This window comes from Bathymodiolus japonicus methanotrophic gill symbiont, assembly GCF_019721995.1.
GTDB lineage: Bacteria > Pseudomonadota > Gammaproteobacteria > Methylococcales > Methylomonadaceae > Methyloprofundus.
In genome coordinates, this window is record NZ_BLYC01000001.1 from 340,685 (window position 1) to 355,945 (window position 15,261).

Here is a 15,261-nt window from a genome sequence, read left to right on the forward strand (position 1 = left end):
GGGCGGCTGGAGCATCTCCTATTCGCTGCGTAGGTGAACGAATTACGGCGACAGGAGTCCCGGAATTTCGTGAGGTAGCATGGCGCGCCTGTATTGTTTTTGTGTATCCAGGGCATCCGGGTGTAGAGTACAGGTATGCAGCGTTGTTCCCTGCTCCATTTGCAGGGTGCTATGCTGGATAGAAAAGCGCTCTTTTAGGGTACAGATAATATCATCCATAAAAGCATCCCCAGGGTAACCTTGCGGAATAACCAGGTGTGCACTCAAAGCGCCTTCGCTAGTGCTAATGCCCCAGATATGTAAATCATGCACATCAACTACGCCGGTACATTGGAGTAGATAGTTTTCCACGGCCGCTACATCGATACCTTCAGGCACGGCGGCTAAAATCAGGCGTAGAGAGTCGCGTAATAAGCCCCAGGTACTAATGGTAACTATCATCACAATCAGCAGACTCACGACCGGATCCAGCCAGTACCAGCCGGTATACATCATAGCCAGACCAGCGACAACAACCCCTAGCGAGACGGCTGCATCAGCCATCATATGTAAATAGGCTCCACGTATATTCAGGTCTTGCTTACTGCCTTTAACAAATAGCCAGGCAGACAGGCCATTAATAACAATTCCGACCGCAGCAACAAGAGTCACGGTAAAACCAGCGACCTCGGGTGGCTGACTAAAGCGTAATATCGCCTCCCATGAGATAGCGCCACAGGCTAATAGCAGAATCATGGCATTAGCCAGCGCAGCTAAAATAGACGTGCTACGCAGCCCATAGGTGTAGCGCTGGCTGGGGGCTTTACGTGAAAGGATTGCTGCCCCCCAGGCGAGGACTAAGCCCAGCACATCGGATAAATTATGCCCTGCATCAGCCATGAGCGCAGTTGAATTGGCAATAAAACCATAACTGAACTCAACGCTGACGTAAATCACATTTAATATTATGGCAATAACAAAGGCGCGACCATGATTATCAGGATCGGCATGATGATGAGAATGACCGTGATGATCATGGCTATGCGTCTGTTTTTTCTGCTGCTTCATTCCCATGCTTATATTCCTGAGGATAAGGTATTGATTGTCTGTGTGCCTGTTATTAAATGTGTTGCCGCTAACAAGCTATTAATTTAAGCCGACAAATTACGTACGCCATTTTATTTTCACATCACTTTGCACATAAGTGTAGTATTAAGTTAATAAATTGCTATTCATCTTATACTCGATGTTCAAGTTTTTGATATTGAGAAGGTAAAATCAGGTATTCTGAGGTTGTTGTAATTTTATCGGTGTAAGCCCATGTTAATGAATGCCCCAGCCACCTTTATCCAAAGCTATATTGACGATTTAAATGATGCGCTCAATCAGCTAAAACCCGGAGCCGCTTTGACACGGATTCAAGCCGCTTGGTTGGGCACTTGTTTAACGGGCATACTGCTAATGAACTCTGTTTGCTGGGCTAAGTTTGAGCGAGCAAGCCTTGGAGATTGCAAAGTAGCCGCATTATCCTGGGTGTTTCGTAAAGCAAGTATACCCTGGGACTGGTTGCTACGGGTGAGTGTGGTCTTAATTTTAAAACGTTATGGCATTACTGAAGGTGTGTTGGCCTTTGATGAATCAGACCGAGCACGATCTAAGTCTACAAAACGTATTTATAAGGTTTACAAGCAGAAACACAAAGGCTCCGGCGGGTATGTTAATGGACAAACGATAGTATTATTGCTGCTAGTTACCTCATCCATTACAGTGCCTGTCGGTTTTTTCTTTTATATGCCGGATCCAGCCTTAAAGCAGTGGGATAAAGAAGATAAACGGTTGAAAAAGAGCGGTATAGCAAAAAAAGATCGGCCTATTAAGCCTGAACGTGACAGTGCCTACCCTACCAAAACAGAGATTGCATTAGGCTTATTAAAAGAGTTTAAAGTTGCGCATAGCCTGATTAAAATTAAAGGCGTACTGGCTGATGCGCTGTATGGTGAAAAGCCTTTATGGACGAAGCCGCTAAAGAATCTGGAGGCTCGCAGGTGATTAGCCAATTACGTAAAAACCAAAATATTGAATATAGAGGTAGAATAAGGTCAGTCGAGAGCTACTTTAATTCGATTAACAAAGGCATTGATCAGATAATACGTGTACGTGGCGGCAAAGAGATTAAAGTGACTGTCAGCAGTGCACGATTGAAGGTGAGTTCTCACAGTAAAAAACGCTTTGTCATTGCCTTAAAATATGAGGGTGAAAACGACTATCGCTATTTAGTGGCGACAGACCTGACTTGGCGCACACAAGATATTATTCAAGCCTATACGTTGAGATGGCTGATTGAGGTTTTCTTTGAGGACTGGAAGCTTTATGAAGGATGGGGGCGTGAGGCCAAACAATTAGATGAAGAGGGATCAAGCCGTGGCCTGATTCTGAGTCTTTTGTTTGACCATTGCCTTCTCCTTCACCCAGAGCAAATAGCCCGCATTGAAAGCAAACTACCTGAGTATACCGTAGGAAGCTTACAGCGCAAGTCTCAAATGGATGTACTGCTTGAGTTCATCACGTCATTGCTAGAGTTTCCAGATCCTGGTGATAAGCTGAAAGAGTTAGGTGAATTAATAAAGGATGTGTTTCAACTGATGCCATCAGGAAAACATATGACTGGCAGAGATTTAGGGCGCTTAGGGCCAACAGCATCATTAAAGTATTGTTCTGCTGGGTGAAGGTAAGAGTTTGATGGCAATGGGATGGAAAAACTTGAACATCGAGTTATACAAAGACCTATGTTTTATAAAACGCAAAAATGTACAGGCCAGGCGCGCCATGCTACCTCACGAAATTCTGGGACTCCTGTCACCAACATTCATTCGCCTACGCAGCGAATGGGAGATGCCCTGGTCGCCCTGCGTCCGTCTCAACTACGCACAAAACCCTGCTCAGTTAAGACTACCTCAAATGGCTGGACTGCTATTCGGAATGCAATTCTTGCCTCCCTCGCGCGCTACTAGCGCACTTCGGATCAGCGAATTGCCCTGTCGCCTATCAGGGACTAAAAATCACCACTTCGCTAAGCTCCGTTTCCATGATTTTCAGCGATGGAAGGACCGATCCCATCACCTTTGATTAATGTAACATTATGTATTTTATCTTAACTCCTAAATTTTAATGATTAGCGCAACTAGGTTTGAGTACAAGTCTTCCAATTTTTATTTTCTGAAAGATACACCAATGCTCTCCACTGAACATGGGTAGCCCCTTATTTTTCAGCTTCTTTATTAAACTGCAGCCGAATGAAATGACTGATTTTGTAACTAAGAAATTCGAACTTTGACGACATAAGTAGTTTCGGCAACTAACTTAAAATGTGACACTCGGTAGGAGTCCAATAGCTTTAGCTATTTCTGAACCAGCAATAGCTAAAGCTATTGGACTCCTGCTAGTATATTGGCCACCCTTACCACATGTAAAATGGGTAGCTATAGTTTCACCTGATATAATAAGCAACTAATATTATATATCTGAAGTTTCCCAATTATTGAGTAGCTGAAATACACAATGCTGGTGTATCGAGGTTTATTTTAGGTGGTTTTGCCATGTTTATAGCAAACCCCTACTTAATTCCCCTTAGGCAATAGCATTTGAAACGAATGAAAAGACTATTTTTTTCATATAGTTGTAGCATAGTTTCAATTTTACCATAAATAATTATTGGGAAACTTCAGATATATAAAAAGTATTATATAACTCGATGTTCAAGTTTTTCCATCCCACGCTGTCAGCCCCGGACGGGCTGATAGTCTCCAGAAGGCGCAGGGAAATTTGCCAATCCGAAGTGCGCGATAGCGCGCGAGGGAGGCTAAAATTTTATCCCGAATAGCCGTAGAGCCATTTGTGGTAGCCATGACTGAGCTGCTTTGTGCTCAGTCTGTGGCGGACGCAGGGCGGCTGGAGCATCTCCTATTCGCTGCGTAGGTGAACGAATTACGGCGACAGGAGTCCCGGAATTTCGTGAGGTAGCATGGCGCGCCTGTTGCCATCAAACTCTTACCTTCACCCAGCAGAACAATACTTTAATGGAGGTAACTAGCGGCAATAATACTATCGTTTGTCCATTAACATACCCGCCGGAGCCTTTGTGTTTCTGCTTGTAAACCTTATAAATACGTTTTGTAGACTTAGATCGTGCTCGGTCTGATTCATCAAAGGCCAACACACCTTCAGTAATGCCATAACGTTTTAAAATTAAGACCACACTCACCCGTAGCAACCAGTCCCAGGGTATACTTGCTTTACGAAACACCCAGGATAATGCGGCTACTTTGCAATCTCCAAGGCTTGCTCGCTCAAACTTAGCCCAGCAAACAGAGTTCATTAGCAGTATGCCCGTTAACCTATCTTCGTCACGTTTATCTCTTCAAGTCATTGATTTATAATTCGCATTAAAAACTCATCGTAAAAATCCCTTTAGAATCAATGATGTTCTTTTTGAGGGTCTCTGTAGTGCCATCTTAACTTGCTCTGCCCCTTGATTTTCCCTGGTTTTTCACCGATGCTAGTGGTATGTATATTCGAAGAACCAAAACAACAGGCGCGCCATGCTACCTCACGAAATTCCGGGACTCCTGTCGCCATAATTCGTTCACCTACGCAGCGGATGGGAGATGCCCTGAACGCCCTGCGTCCGCAACGACTACGCACAAAAGCCGCTTCGTCATTACTACCTCACTGGCTGGACGGCTATTCGGAATGCAATTCTTGCTCCTCTCGCGTGCTGCTAGCACACGCCGAATCAGCGAATTTCCCTGTCGCCTATCAGGGACTAAAAATCACCACTTCGCTAAGCTACGTTTCCATGATTTTCAGCGAAAGCCTTGAAGACGGCTCAGCTTATTTCACTTACCGCATTGTAGAATCTGTGCGTATAGGAAAACAAGTCAAGCAACGTACATTGCTCAATATAGGTGCGGACTTTACGATTGATAAAAAGTACTGGCCCTTGCTGACGGCCAGAATCGAACAATTACAGCAAGGTTTGGAACCACATCAGGAAGAGCTATTCAATTTAGCCGATGATTTAAATCAACTTCTGGAAGCAACAGCCCAGCGCTATAGCTCACTGATGACTGCAAAACTGTCACAACCGCTAGATTCAAAAACAACAACGCGAGATTTTCATCATGTCGATATTAATCATGTCGAAGCCATTAATGCCCGTAGTATTGGTGTTGAAACCCTGGCACTGCATGCCGCACAGCAGTTACAGCTAGACAAAAGACTCATGGCGCTGGGCTTTAATAAAGTAGATACGGCGACGGCCCTGGGCACTATCATAGGACGTATGGTTTCACCCGGCAGTGAACTGCAAACACATGACTGGTTGCAAAATCGAACAGGCCTGGGCGAATTACTGGGTCATGACTACGGTAACACCAGCCTGACGCGATTATATACAGTCAGTGACAAGCTACTCAAACATCAGGCAACTCTTGAATATTTTCTGGCTGACCGAGAGCAGACGTTGTTCAATTTAAACCGCAAGATTGTATTGTACGATCTGACCAATACTTATTTTGAAGGCCAGTGCGCCCGAAACCCGAAAGCGAAATTCGGTCGCTCTAAAGAGAAACGCACTGATTGCCCGTTGGTTACTCTGGGGCTGGTTCTGGATGGTGACGGCTTTCCATTGAGTAGTCAGGTTTTTCCCGGCAACGCCAGTGAGCCCGCGACCTTGAAACTGATGCTTGACGAACTACGAGACAAGGATCCCTTTCATCAAATAAAGCCGGTGGTTATCATGGATGCCGGCATTGCCAGCGCTGACAATATTGCCTGGTTAATCGAACAAGATTATCATTATCTCGTTGTCAGTCGAGAACAACATGTAAAAAACCCAAGAGATCAGAAAACTCCGGTAGCGGTCAGGGATACCCGGGACAGCAATGTTGTTGTTTATCGTGAAGTTGATCAAGAAACCGGGGAAACCCGACTCTATTGTCATTCAGAACAAAAAGCAAAAAAAGAACAAGGTATCCGTAATCGCTTCCATGCTCGTCTGGAAGAGGTCCCTGGAAAAACTGCACACAGGTCTGAGCAAAAAAGGCACCCTTAAAAAATACGACAAAATACTGGAACGTATCGGACGACTACGTGAAAAACATAGCCGTGTTGCTGCAGATTACACCATTAACGTTATCGCGGATGACAAAAAAAACAAAGCCATCGGTATAGAATGGCAACGTAAACCTGAAAGTGACCAAAAAGATAAGCACTGTGGTGTTTACTGCCTAAGAACGAATATCCCTGACTGGTCGGAAGAACAGTTATGGCTAACCTATACCATGCTGACTGAGATTGAAGCGACCTTTAGAAGCCTGAAAACCGAGCTAGGCTTGCGCCCTGTCTATCACAAAAAAGAAGAGCGGGTTACCGGACACCTATTCATCACATTATTAGCTTACCACCTGGTACATGTACTGCGTTCGCTGAAAATCAGGGAAACGGAGCCTAAGCGAAGTGATGATTTTTAGTCCTCGATAGCCGTAGGGCCGTTATTTTGTCGGAGTCTGAGCGTTAGCGAAGGTGGAGACAAAATAAAAGGCCATCCGACACGGCGTCAAGTCATTTGGAGCCTATGTTCCGACCCCTTGTTGGGTCGGGACGAGGTGACGAGGACGAATCGGGGCCGCCGGAGGCATAAGTGGTCGCGTTAAGTTTTTGCTGCTTGCTTGGGCTGGGATGCCCAAAACAAGCTTTCGCAAAAATAGCGACTCCCCGTATCAACTTAGATTGCAGGACATCCATCTAAGCTGGGAAAGCATTCGCAACAGGATGTCGACCCAGCAACGCATGACCATTACTTTACCCACGGATAACGATACAATCATTCACCTGCGAACCACAAGCAAAGCAGAAACCAGACAAAAACAAATATACACTGCGTTGAATATTAACCCCGACCCGATTGGAAAAGTTAAAACGATCGTTGATATGAAACCTGTAGTGCCAACTGGGGTCGATTGAAAAATTTAACTCATTGAAATAATGGGAAATTGACTGTATATGTCACGAAGATAGGTTAAACAAGTGCCCAACCAGGCGGCTTGAATCCGTGTCAAAGCGGCTCCGGGTTTTAGCTGATTGAGCGCATCATTTAAATCGTCAATATAGCTTTGGATAAAGGTGGCTGGGGCATTCATTAACATGGGCTTACACCGATAAAATTACAACAACCTCAGAATACCTGATTTTACCTTCTCAATATCAAAAACTTGAACATCGAGTATAAAGAAACGCGTGCATATGTTGCAGCAGTTCTGACCTATGCCTTGATTTATCAGAGCCGTATGCAGAGTGGTGACATGCGCATGCAAGATTTTATGAGGGATATAAAGAACAGCAACAGGTTAGTGTCGTCTAATTTGACTGAAAGAAGTCTTAAATAACGCTTATCGCAGGGCTTTATTTAGACGTAAAAACGTATGATAATTTTATTCTACCTTGGTTAATTACAGGGTATAATATCGAAGTTTGAAAATATAATTATAAAAAAGAAACAGGATTTGGAATGCAAAAGCAGCAAAGTTATGATCGCGCAGAATTATTAGAATCAGGCCATAACGGTTTGTTTGGCCCTGGCAATGCTAAATTGCCACTGCCTAATATGTTAATGATGGATCGAATTACGCTGATCACCGATGAGGGTGGCGAATTTGATAAAGGCGAGATGATTGCTGAATTAGATATTAATCCGGATCTATGGTTTTTTGATTGTCATTTTCAAGGTGATCCGGTGATGCCGGGATGTTTAGGTCTCGATGCAATGTGGCAACTAGTCGGTTTTTATCTGGGCTGGAAAGGTGGGCCAGGAAGAGGGCGCGCATTAGGTGTAGGCGAAGTTAAATTTACCGGTCAGGTATTGCCAACGGCAAAAAAAGTGATCTACCGTATACAATTAAAGCGGGTTATTATGCGTAAGTTAGTCATGGGCATAGCCGATGCAACTATGGAAGTAGATGGCAAAGTGATTTACACTGCAAAAGACCTACGCGTAGGTTTATTTACCAATACAACAGATTTTTAAGAGGCGAGATATGAAGAGAATAGTTATCACAGGACTAGGAATTGTTTCTAGTGTTGGAAATAACAGTGATGAAGTTCTTGCGTCTTTAAAGGATGGGAAGTCAGGCATTAGTTTTGCTGAAGATTATAAAGAATTAGGCTTTCGTAGCCATGTGCGTGGCGCGATAGATATCAATCTGGATGATTTTATCGAGCGTAAGATCAAACGATTTATGGGTGATGGTGCGGCATTTAATTATATTGCCATGCAGCAAGCAATTACCGATGCAGGTCTGGAAGATGATGAAGTTTCCAATGTACGTACCGGCTTGATTATGGGTTCTGGTGGTCCGTCGACATCTAATTTAGTCGCTGCGGCAGATATTTTGCGTGAAAAGGGATTGAAGCGGGTTGGACCTTATATGGTACCACGTACCATGTCGAGCACGAATATTGCCTGTTTAGCAACGCCGTTTAAAATTAAAGGTATCAACTACTCCATTACTTCGGCTTGTGCGACTAGCGCGCATTGTATTGGTAATGCGATGGAACAGGTTCAATTAGGTAAGCAGGATGTGGTTTTTGCCGGAGGTGGTGAAGAAGTACACTGGACCATGTCTGTGCTATTTGATGCGATGGGTGCGATGTCATCTAAATATAATGATACGCCAACTACAGCTTCTCGAGCTTATGACTTGACCCGTGATGGTTTTGTGATTTCTGGTGGTGGAGGCGTACTGGTTCTGGAAGAACTAGAACATGCTAAAGCTCGTGGTGCAAAAATTTATGCCGAGCTAACGGGTTACGGTGCAACATCTGATGGCTATGATATGGTGCAGCCTTCAGGCGAAGGTGCGGTGCGTTGTATGCAACAGGCAATGGCTACGATTCATGGTGATAAAGTGGATTATGTTAATGCACATGGTACCAGTACGCCGGTTGGGGATGAACGTGAAATAGGTGCATTACGTGAGGTATTTTCAGCTGCAGAAATGCCGTATATTACCTCGACCAAATCGCTTACCGGGCATGCACTAGGTGCGGCGGGTGTTAACGAGGCGATTTACTCTATTATGATGATGCAGAATGATTTTATCAGTGCATCGGCGAATATTACCCAGTTAGACCAAATGGCTGAAGGTATGCCTATTGTTGCAGAACGCAAAGATAATGTGACATTAAATACGGTTATGTCGAATAGTTTTGGCTTTGGTGGTACCAATGCCTCGCTGATTTTTCAGCGCTACAACGGCTAAATGACACAGTGTAGGGAGTGGCTTTAGCTCGCTTTATAGAAGATTAGCAGCCTAAAGTCACGCCCTACAATTATATTTCAATCTAAGCCAATTAAACTAAAAGGCGAGAAAGTGCTTATCAAAATAGCGCTCTCTCGCCTTTTGTCGTTATTATTAAGTTGCTTTTATGTCTAATCCAAAAAAAGATCGTACTGAATTTAATAAACTGCACAAGCGCCTACGTAGAAATGTAGGGAGTGCGATTGCTGATTTTAAGATGATTGAAGCGGGCGATAAAGTGATGGTGTGCTTATCCGGCGGCAAAGATTCGTATACTTTGCTGGATATTCTGCTGCACTTACAGAAAACCGCGCCGATCAAGTTTGAGATTCTGGCGGTCAACCTGGATCAGAAACAGCCGGGTTTTCCTAAGCATGTGTTGCCTGAATATCTAAAAAAACTGGGTGTTGAGTACCATATAATCGAAAATGATACTTATAGTGTTGTCAAACGTGTAATCCACGAAGGGCAGACAACCTGTAGCCTGTGTTCACGGTTACGCCGTGGATCTTTATATGGCTATGCACAGCAGCAGGGCATAACTAAAATTGCCCTGGGACATCATCGGGATGATATTCTGGAGACGTTTTTTCTAAATATTTTTTATGCGGGGAAATTAAAAGCCATGCCGCCCAAGTTACTCAGTGATGATGGTAATAATATGGTTATCAGACCGCTAGCTTATTGCAAAGAAAAAGATATACAGCAATATGCCGATTATAAGCAGTTCCCAATTATTCCATGTAATTTATGTGGTTCACAAGAGAACCTGCAGCGCCAGGCGATGAAACAGATGCTGGAAAGCTGGGATAAATTATTTCCAGGGCGACTAGAAAGTATTTTTTCCAGTTTGCAAAATATAGCGCCATCGCAACTGGCCGATGCAGAGTTGTTTGACTTTATGGGCTTGAAGCTGGATAGACAAGGCAATGAAATGTCGCCTGTATTTACGAGTGATACTGCGGGGCTGGATATATTACAGTAATTATACTCTGGTAGTGCGGACTTTAGTCTGCTATGGGTGGCTAGAAATAGCGGACTAAAGTCCGCACTACAACAGCAATACAGACGAGACTCGAGGTGGCTATTTCTTTTCAAGCTAAGGATTTTATTCAGACTAAAGAAGGGCTGGTGTTTGCTGTAGTTGAACAAGGCCTGGAAAATGGGAAAGTGCTATGTTTTTTACGCTATAAGCTAGCAGGGGACGGCTGGCAAAAATTGGCGACGGCTGAGGCTAATCAGTTTCTTCAGCAGAATTACCCACAATACTTATTTTTTTCAACGGTAAAATCCGCCCATTTACATGCGGTTTCTGTCGCTGATATTAGTATTCATCACCAGCCGGTACTGCGCTTACAACAAATCCTGGCCAAGCCGAATCCTGATATTATCGAGCAGGACCTTATTGCCTTATGCCAATTGCTGCGGACTGAAGGCATGCAGTTATACGATTTAGGCATTACTGGGTCTTTATTAATAGGCGCGCAAAAGGCAGGCTCTGATATTGATCTGCTGGTGTACGATAGAAAGTTATTTGATCAGTTAAGACAACTGATCAAAAAAATGCTTGCAGTGGGTAAATTACAACAACTCGATAAGTCAGCCTGGCTTGATTCATATCAGCGCAGACAGGGTGACTTGAGCTATGCCGAGTATGTCTGGCACGAGCAGAGAAAATACAATAAGGCGTTAATAAACAGTCGAAAACTTGATTTAAGTTTAAATGTGCTGACTAAGGAATTAAGCAATATCAGTTATCAAAAAAAAGGCATGGTTATTATTCAAGCTGGTGTAATCGATGAGCAGCATGCTTTTGATTATCCGGCCAAACTCATCATTGATCACCAGAATATTGCTGAAGTTGTTTGCTATACAGCAACCTATACCGGTCAAGCGGAACAGGGTGAAACCATTGAAGTAGCGGGGCAACTGGAAATTTCCAGCACGGGGAAGACGCGAATTCTGGTAGGTTCAAGCCGAGAAGCAGAGGGTGAGTATATTAAAGTGGTTTCCAGTCTATGATCCCACTTCCAGAATTTAGTGCAGTTATTCTAGACATGGATGGCTTGCTGTTAGATACCGAAGCCACTTATGTTCGAGCCTGGCAACTTGCAGCTAATGAACTGGGGTATGAGATTAGTAACGATTTTTGTGTGCGTCTTTCGGGTTTGCCTTTTGCTCTCGTAGACGAGAAATTTGCCGAGTATCTGGGCGCAGATTTTCCGTTGGCTGAGTTTTATACGCGTAGTGGCGAACTTTGGCGAGAGGTGGCAGAAATCGAGGGGATTGGGGTTAAAAAAGGAGCTTATGATTTATTACGTATACTTGATGAGTCACAAATCCCATATAGCCTGGCAACTAATAGTCCTGAGCTTAATGCGCGTGAATGTTTACGTTATGCGGGTATTGAGGAATTATTTAGTATTATCGTTTGCCGTGATCATGTTCAGAACCCTAAACCAGCAGCAGATATTTTTCTGCGCGCAGCGCATTTAATGCAACAGTCTATGCAATCGTGTCTGGTAGTGGAAGATTCTTTAACTGGCCTACGGGCAGCGAAAAATGCGCATGCTTTTTCGGTATTGATTCCCTCTATTCCTGACCCTAATGAACAAATGCAGGCTTTAGCGGGTTTAGTGCTTAATGATTTGCTGGAACTATCTAGGCTGGTATAAGTAATCAGTACACAATCATGTATAATGCTCATTTTTATTCCTTTCCTGTATTGCATATAGTCCTTTGAAAGCCACTCAAAACAAGATCACAGTTATTGCTCCTGCGCGGCTGCATATGGGTTTTATTGATTTAAGTGGTTCACTAGGACGACATTTCGGTAGCATCGGTGTTGCATTAAATGAAATTAACACACGATTATCCATCAGCTATGCGGATCAATTGCTATTGACTGGAATACAGTCTGAGCGGGCCTTGCAAAGCATCCGGCAATTATGTGATGCATTAAATGTTCCAGATAAGCTGCGGCTTGATGTGTCATCAAGCATCCCTGAACATGTCGGCCTAGGCTCGGGAACACAATTGGCTATTGCGCTGGGCCTGGCTCTCAGTGCTTATTATGATTTAGGCCTGAATGTGCGCGATATTGCCAGGCTAACGGCACGTGGAGCGCGCTCTGGAATTGGTATTGCTATCTTTGAACAAGGTGGTTTGGTCGTTGATGGTGGGCGTGGTGAGCATACAATAACCCCGCCGGTTATTTCGCGCATGAATGTACCCGAAGACTGGCGGTTTATTCTGGTATTTGACAAGCGAGGGCAGGGATTGCATGGTGATGCTGAAATTCAGGCATTTAAAGAATTACCAACATTTCCTCAGCAGGAAGCAGCGCGACTATGTTATTTGCTGATGATGCAGGGCTTGCCTGCTTTGGCCGAGGATGATCTTTCCTTATTTGGTGATGTGATTACGCAGTTACAATCCTCTGTAGGTGCTCATTTTGCCAGTGCGCAAGGTGGTATATTTACCAGTAATGAGGTGGCTGCTGCCGTGCAATTTTTACAAGACCAGGGGGCTGTAGCAATCGGTCAGACATCCTGGGGGCCGACCGGATTTTGTGCTGCTCAGGGTGTTGAGTTAGCTGAGCAGTTAAAAGAGCAAGTTGAACAAAAATTCTCACATTTTGAAAATTTATCGATACTTGTAGCTAGTGCCCGAAATAGTGGCGGTGAAGTTAAAATAGAGCGGGCTTTAGTCCGCAACTAACACACTTGGTAATGACGCAGTTTTCAGGTACTAGCGGACTAAAGTCCGCCCTACATGGGGTGCTGGTTATTGCGCAAGCGGGAAGAATGCTAGCTCACGCTGTAAGGCAGGCGGGTTATACTCCATTAGTTATTGATCTGTATGCAGACCATGATACTGTAACGATTGCAGCACGCGTCTGGCAAATAAAAAACTTATCATTAGCAGAGGTGCAGGCAGCTGTTGCAAACCTGTTACTTAATTATAAGATCCAGTGGATTATTTATGGCAGTGGGCTGGAGAACTACCCGGAAACTCTCGAGTATCTGGCAAGTTGTAGCCACGTAACTGGGAGTGACTTTGCCATCATCAGGCAGTTAAATGCTAAGCAAGCATTCTTCTGGCAGCTGGATACACTGGGTATTCAGCACCCTGAAGTGCAATTTGATCCACCCGGAAATAATGCTGGCTGGTTAATTAAGCCGGTTAAGCATGTGGGTGGCCTGGGTATCCGTGTCTGTAATGGCGATGCGAAGGACAGCGAATATTATCAGAAATTTTGTACTGGTAAGGTACGCTCGGCTCTATTTTGTGCGGATGGTGAGCAGTTTCAGCTGATAGGGTTTCACCGGCAATGGACTGTTGCAGAAGATAACTTTGCTTTTGCGGGTATGATAACTGCCGATTGTTTATCGGTAGGGCAGCGGCAAACTGTGCATCACTGGCTTAAAAAACTGGTCAGATTTTATAGTCTTAAAGGATTGGCGAGCCTGGATTTTATCAGCAATGATCAGGGTTGTTTTATGTTGGAAATAAACCCGCGACCACCTGCAAGTATGATGCTGTATCCTGAATTTGATTTACTGGATGCACACAGGACGGGGCGCGTAGAGGTTACTTTTAAAGATAAAGATTTTCGTGCATTGCAGGTCGTATACGCAAGCAGGCCATATAAAATATCCCCAGGGGTCGAATGGCCGGAGTGGAGCTTTGATCAGCCACAAGCTGCAACTTGCATATTAGTGAATCAGCCAATCTGTAGTATTATGGCGCGTGGAAAAACAGCTGAACAAACGTTAGCCCGGTTACAGGGGCAACAAACACATATTGAAAATATTATATTAAATAGGTAATTATCATCATGCAATACACAGCGAGCGTTAATAAGCTGACAGGACCATTAGTACAGGGGCTCATCGAAAATGCAGACAAATTGAGGCTGCAAGTCGTTAAGCTGCAAAATGGCTGCACTATTATAGATGCCGGAATTAATGTTCCCGGAGGTTTGGAAGCCGGACGTATAATTACCGAGATTTGCCTGGGTGGCATGAGTACCGTTGCTCTTTCGCATACGCCCTATACTGAAAATTGGCCCTTAACAGTCAATGTACATACCAGTAATCCGGTGCTAGCCTGTTTAGGAAGTCAGTATGCAGGTTGGAGCCTGGCGCATGAGAAATATTTTGCTTTAGGGTCTGGCCCGGCGCGGGCAATGGCAACTAAAGTGAAAGATGGCAAAACCCTGCCGGTTGAAGAGCTGTATGCAGAGCTGGAATATAACGATCAGGCAGATATGGCGACATTGGTTATCGAAAATGATGCCATTCCGCCGGTAGAAATTGTAGAAAAAATCGCTCAGGCTTGTGGCTTGGCTTGCGATAAACTCACCATTATTGTGACCCCTACTAGCAGTTTGGCCGGAAGCGTACAGGTCGTTGGTCGCGTACTGGAAGTGGCGATGCACAAAGCGCATGAATTACATTTTCCGTTAGAAAATATTGTTGATGGCATGGGCAGTGCGCCTTTATGCCCTCCACATCCTGATTTTGTTCAGGCAATGGGGCGTACAAATGATGCAATTTTATTTGCAGGCCAGGTACATATCTTTGTTAAAGGCTCTGATGAAGAAGCTGAGAAATTAGCGACGGCGCTTCCTAGCTCTACGTCTAAGGATTACGGCAAGCCTTTTGCACAGGTCTTTAAAGACGCGAAATATGATTTTTTCAAAATCGATGGCATGTTATTCAGCCCTGCAAGTGTGATTGTAACTGCAGTGGAATCGGGTAATAGCTTCAGAGCTGGAAAATTAGATAATGATTTATTAAATCAATCTTTTGGCACATAAAATTAAATTAGTGATAAGGCTGTATTTTTCCTTATAAATTAAGGTAAAATGGTGGGCTTTTTAACACTGGGCTTAGTAGTGCTGGATATTACTGATTTAGCT

General features: G+C 44.1%; 19 protein-coding genes and 1 pseudogene. 14 read left to right on the forward strand and 6 right to left on the reverse strand.

Annotated features, from left to right (window positions below):
• Window positions 1-42: 42 nt before the first annotated feature.
• Complete coding sequence (locus K6984_RS02105; RefSeq protein WP_420831638.1) at window positions 43-1,047, reverse strand: cation diffusion facilitator family transporter; 1,005 nt, start codon at window positions 1,045-1,047, stop codon at window positions 43-45.
• 252 nt (window positions 1,048-1,299) lie between these two features.
• Between K6984_RS02105 and K6984_RS30435 the strand changes: the two genes are divergently transcribed.
• The 3 genes from K6984_RS30435 to K6984_RS32245 all read left to right on the forward strand — a co-directional run bounded on the left by K6984_RS30435 (window position 1,300) and on the right by K6984_RS32245 (window position 2,990).
• The gene (locus tag K6984_RS30435; protein WP_230987813.1) at window positions 1,300-2,028 is read left to right on the forward strand and encodes a transposase; all 729 of its coding nucleotides are present in this window, start codon (window positions 1,300-1,302) and stop codon (window positions 2,026-2,028) included.
• Window positions 1,989-2,705: a hypothetical protein gene (locus K6984_RS30440; protein ID WP_230987815.1), complete on the forward strand. Its 717-nt coding sequence runs from the start codon at window positions 1,989-1,991 to the stop codon at window positions 2,703-2,705. The genes K6984_RS30435 and K6984_RS30440 overlap by 40 nt, the downstream gene beginning before the upstream one ends.
• A gap of 159 nt (window positions 2,706-2,864) precedes the next feature.
• Window positions 2,865-2,990 (forward strand): hypothetical protein, encoded by a 126-nt coding sequence (locus K6984_RS32245; RefSeq protein WP_263458613.1) that lies wholly within the window; start codon window positions 2,865-2,867, stop codon window positions 2,988-2,990.
• 744 nt (window positions 2,991-3,734) lie between these two features.
• On the opposite strand, the gene K6984_RS02115 is transcribed toward K6984_RS32245, so the two are convergent.
• The gene (locus K6984_RS02115; protein ID WP_221893959.1) at window positions 3,735-3,884 is read right to left on the reverse strand and encodes a hypothetical protein; all 150 of its coding nucleotides are present in this window, start codon (window positions 3,882-3,884) and stop codon (window positions 3,735-3,737) included.
• A 12-nt stretch (window positions 3,885-3,896) separates the two neighbouring features.
• Between K6984_RS02115 and K6984_RS02120 the strand changes: the two genes are divergently transcribed.
• A complete protein-coding gene (locus tag K6984_RS02120) occupies window positions 3,897-4,133 on the forward strand; it encodes a hypothetical protein (RefSeq protein WP_221893960.1) in 237 nt (78 codons plus the stop codon).
• On the opposite strand, the gene K6984_RS02125 is transcribed toward K6984_RS02120, so the two are convergent.
• Together K6984_RS02125 and K6984_RS02130 are read right to left on the reverse strand one after the other, a co-directional pair.
• Entirely contained in the window at window positions 4,019-4,354 is a 336-nt protein-coding gene (locus K6984_RS02125) for a hypothetical protein (RefSeq protein WP_221893961.1), read from the reverse strand. The genes K6984_RS02120 and K6984_RS02125 overlap by 115 nt on opposite strands.
• A gap of 98 nt (window positions 4,355-4,452) precedes the next feature.
• On the reverse strand, window positions 4,453-4,680 hold the full coding sequence (locus tag K6984_RS02130) for a hypothetical protein (protein WP_221893962.1): 228 nt from the start codon (window positions 4,678-4,680) through the stop codon (window positions 4,453-4,455).
• A gap of 154 nt (window positions 4,681-4,834) precedes the next feature.
• On the opposite strand from K6984_RS02130, the pseudogene K6984_RS02135 reads away from it, so the two are divergent.
• Window positions 4,835-6,461 (forward strand): annotated as a pseudogene (locus K6984_RS02135) (IS1634 family transposase); the annotation flags it as partial.
• Between the two features lie 150 nt (window positions 6,462-6,611).
• Here the strand turns inward: K6984_RS02135 and K6984_RS32250 are convergent.
• Entirely contained in the window at window positions 6,612-6,740 is a 129-nt protein-coding gene (locus tag K6984_RS32250; protein WP_263458596.1) for a hypothetical protein, read from the reverse strand.
• Here K6984_RS32250 and K6984_RS02145 point away from each other — a divergent pair.
• Entirely contained in the window at window positions 6,718-7,002 is a 285-nt protein-coding gene (locus tag K6984_RS02145) for a hypothetical protein (protein ID WP_221893965.1), read from the forward strand. The two genes, K6984_RS32250 and K6984_RS02145, sit on opposite strands and share 23 nt — an antisense overlap.
• Window positions 7,003-7,007: 5 nt before the next feature.
• Here the strand turns inward: K6984_RS02145 and K6984_RS02150 are convergent, their stop codons facing one another.
• Window positions 7,008-7,184 carry a hypothetical protein gene (locus tag K6984_RS02150; RefSeq protein WP_221893966.1) on the reverse strand — a complete coding sequence of 59 codons (177 nt, stop codon included), beginning with the start codon at window positions 7,182-7,184 and terminating at the stop codon, window positions 7,008-7,010.
• A gap of 362 nt (window positions 7,185-7,546) precedes the next feature.
• On the opposite strand from K6984_RS02150, the gene fabA reads away from it, so the two are divergent.
• From fabA to mch, 8 genes are all read left to right on the forward strand, one after another.
• Window positions 7,547-8,062 (forward strand): 3-hydroxyacyl-[acyl-carrier-protein] dehydratase FabA, encoded by a 516-nt coding sequence (gene fabA, locus K6984_RS02155; protein WP_221893967.1) that lies wholly within the window; start codon window positions 7,547-7,549, stop codon window positions 8,060-8,062.
• A gap of 10 nt (window positions 8,063-8,072) precedes the next feature.
• Window positions 8,073-9,296, forward strand: a complete 1,224-nt coding sequence (gene fabB / locus K6984_RS02160; protein ID WP_221893968.1) for a beta-ketoacyl-ACP synthase I — start codon at window positions 8,073-8,075, stop codon at window positions 9,294-9,296.
• 166 nt (window positions 9,297-9,462) lie between these two features.
• Window positions 9,463-10,320, forward strand: a complete 858-nt coding sequence (gene ttcA / locus K6984_RS02165) for a tRNA 2-thiocytidine(32) synthetase TtcA (protein ID WP_221893969.1) — start codon at window positions 9,463-9,465, stop codon at window positions 10,318-10,320.
• Between the two features lie 95 nt (window positions 10,321-10,415).
• Window positions 10,416-11,357: a hypothetical protein gene (locus tag K6984_RS02170; RefSeq protein WP_230987816.1), complete on the forward strand. Its 942-nt coding sequence runs from the start codon at window positions 10,416-10,418 to the stop codon at window positions 11,355-11,357.
• A complete protein-coding gene (locus K6984_RS02175) occupies window positions 11,354-12,010 on the forward strand; it encodes an HAD family hydrolase (protein ID WP_338024420.1) in 657 nt (218 codons plus the stop codon). The genes K6984_RS02170 and K6984_RS02175 overlap by 4 nt, the downstream gene beginning before the upstream one ends.
• A gap of 64 nt (window positions 12,011-12,074) precedes the next feature.
• Window positions 12,075-13,055, forward strand: coding sequence for a beta-ribofuranosylaminobenzene 5'-phosphate synthase family protein (locus K6984_RS02180; RefSeq protein ID WP_263458624.1), 981 nt, complete (start codon window positions 12,075-12,077; stop codon window positions 13,053-13,055).
• Window positions 13,056-13,066: 11 nt separating this feature from the next.
• Window positions 13,067-14,167, forward strand: a complete 1,101-nt coding sequence (locus K6984_RS02185) for an ATP-grasp domain-containing protein (RefSeq protein WP_230987849.1) — start codon at window positions 13,067-13,069, stop codon at window positions 14,165-14,167.
• Between the two features lie 8 nt (window positions 14,168-14,175).
• Window positions 14,176-15,159 carry a methenyltetrahydromethanopterin cyclohydrolase gene (mch, locus tag K6984_RS02190; protein ID WP_221893972.1) on the forward strand — a complete coding sequence of 328 codons (984 nt, stop codon included), beginning with the start codon at window positions 14,176-14,178 and terminating at the stop codon, window positions 15,157-15,159.
• Window positions 15,160-15,261 lie beyond the last annotated feature (102 nt).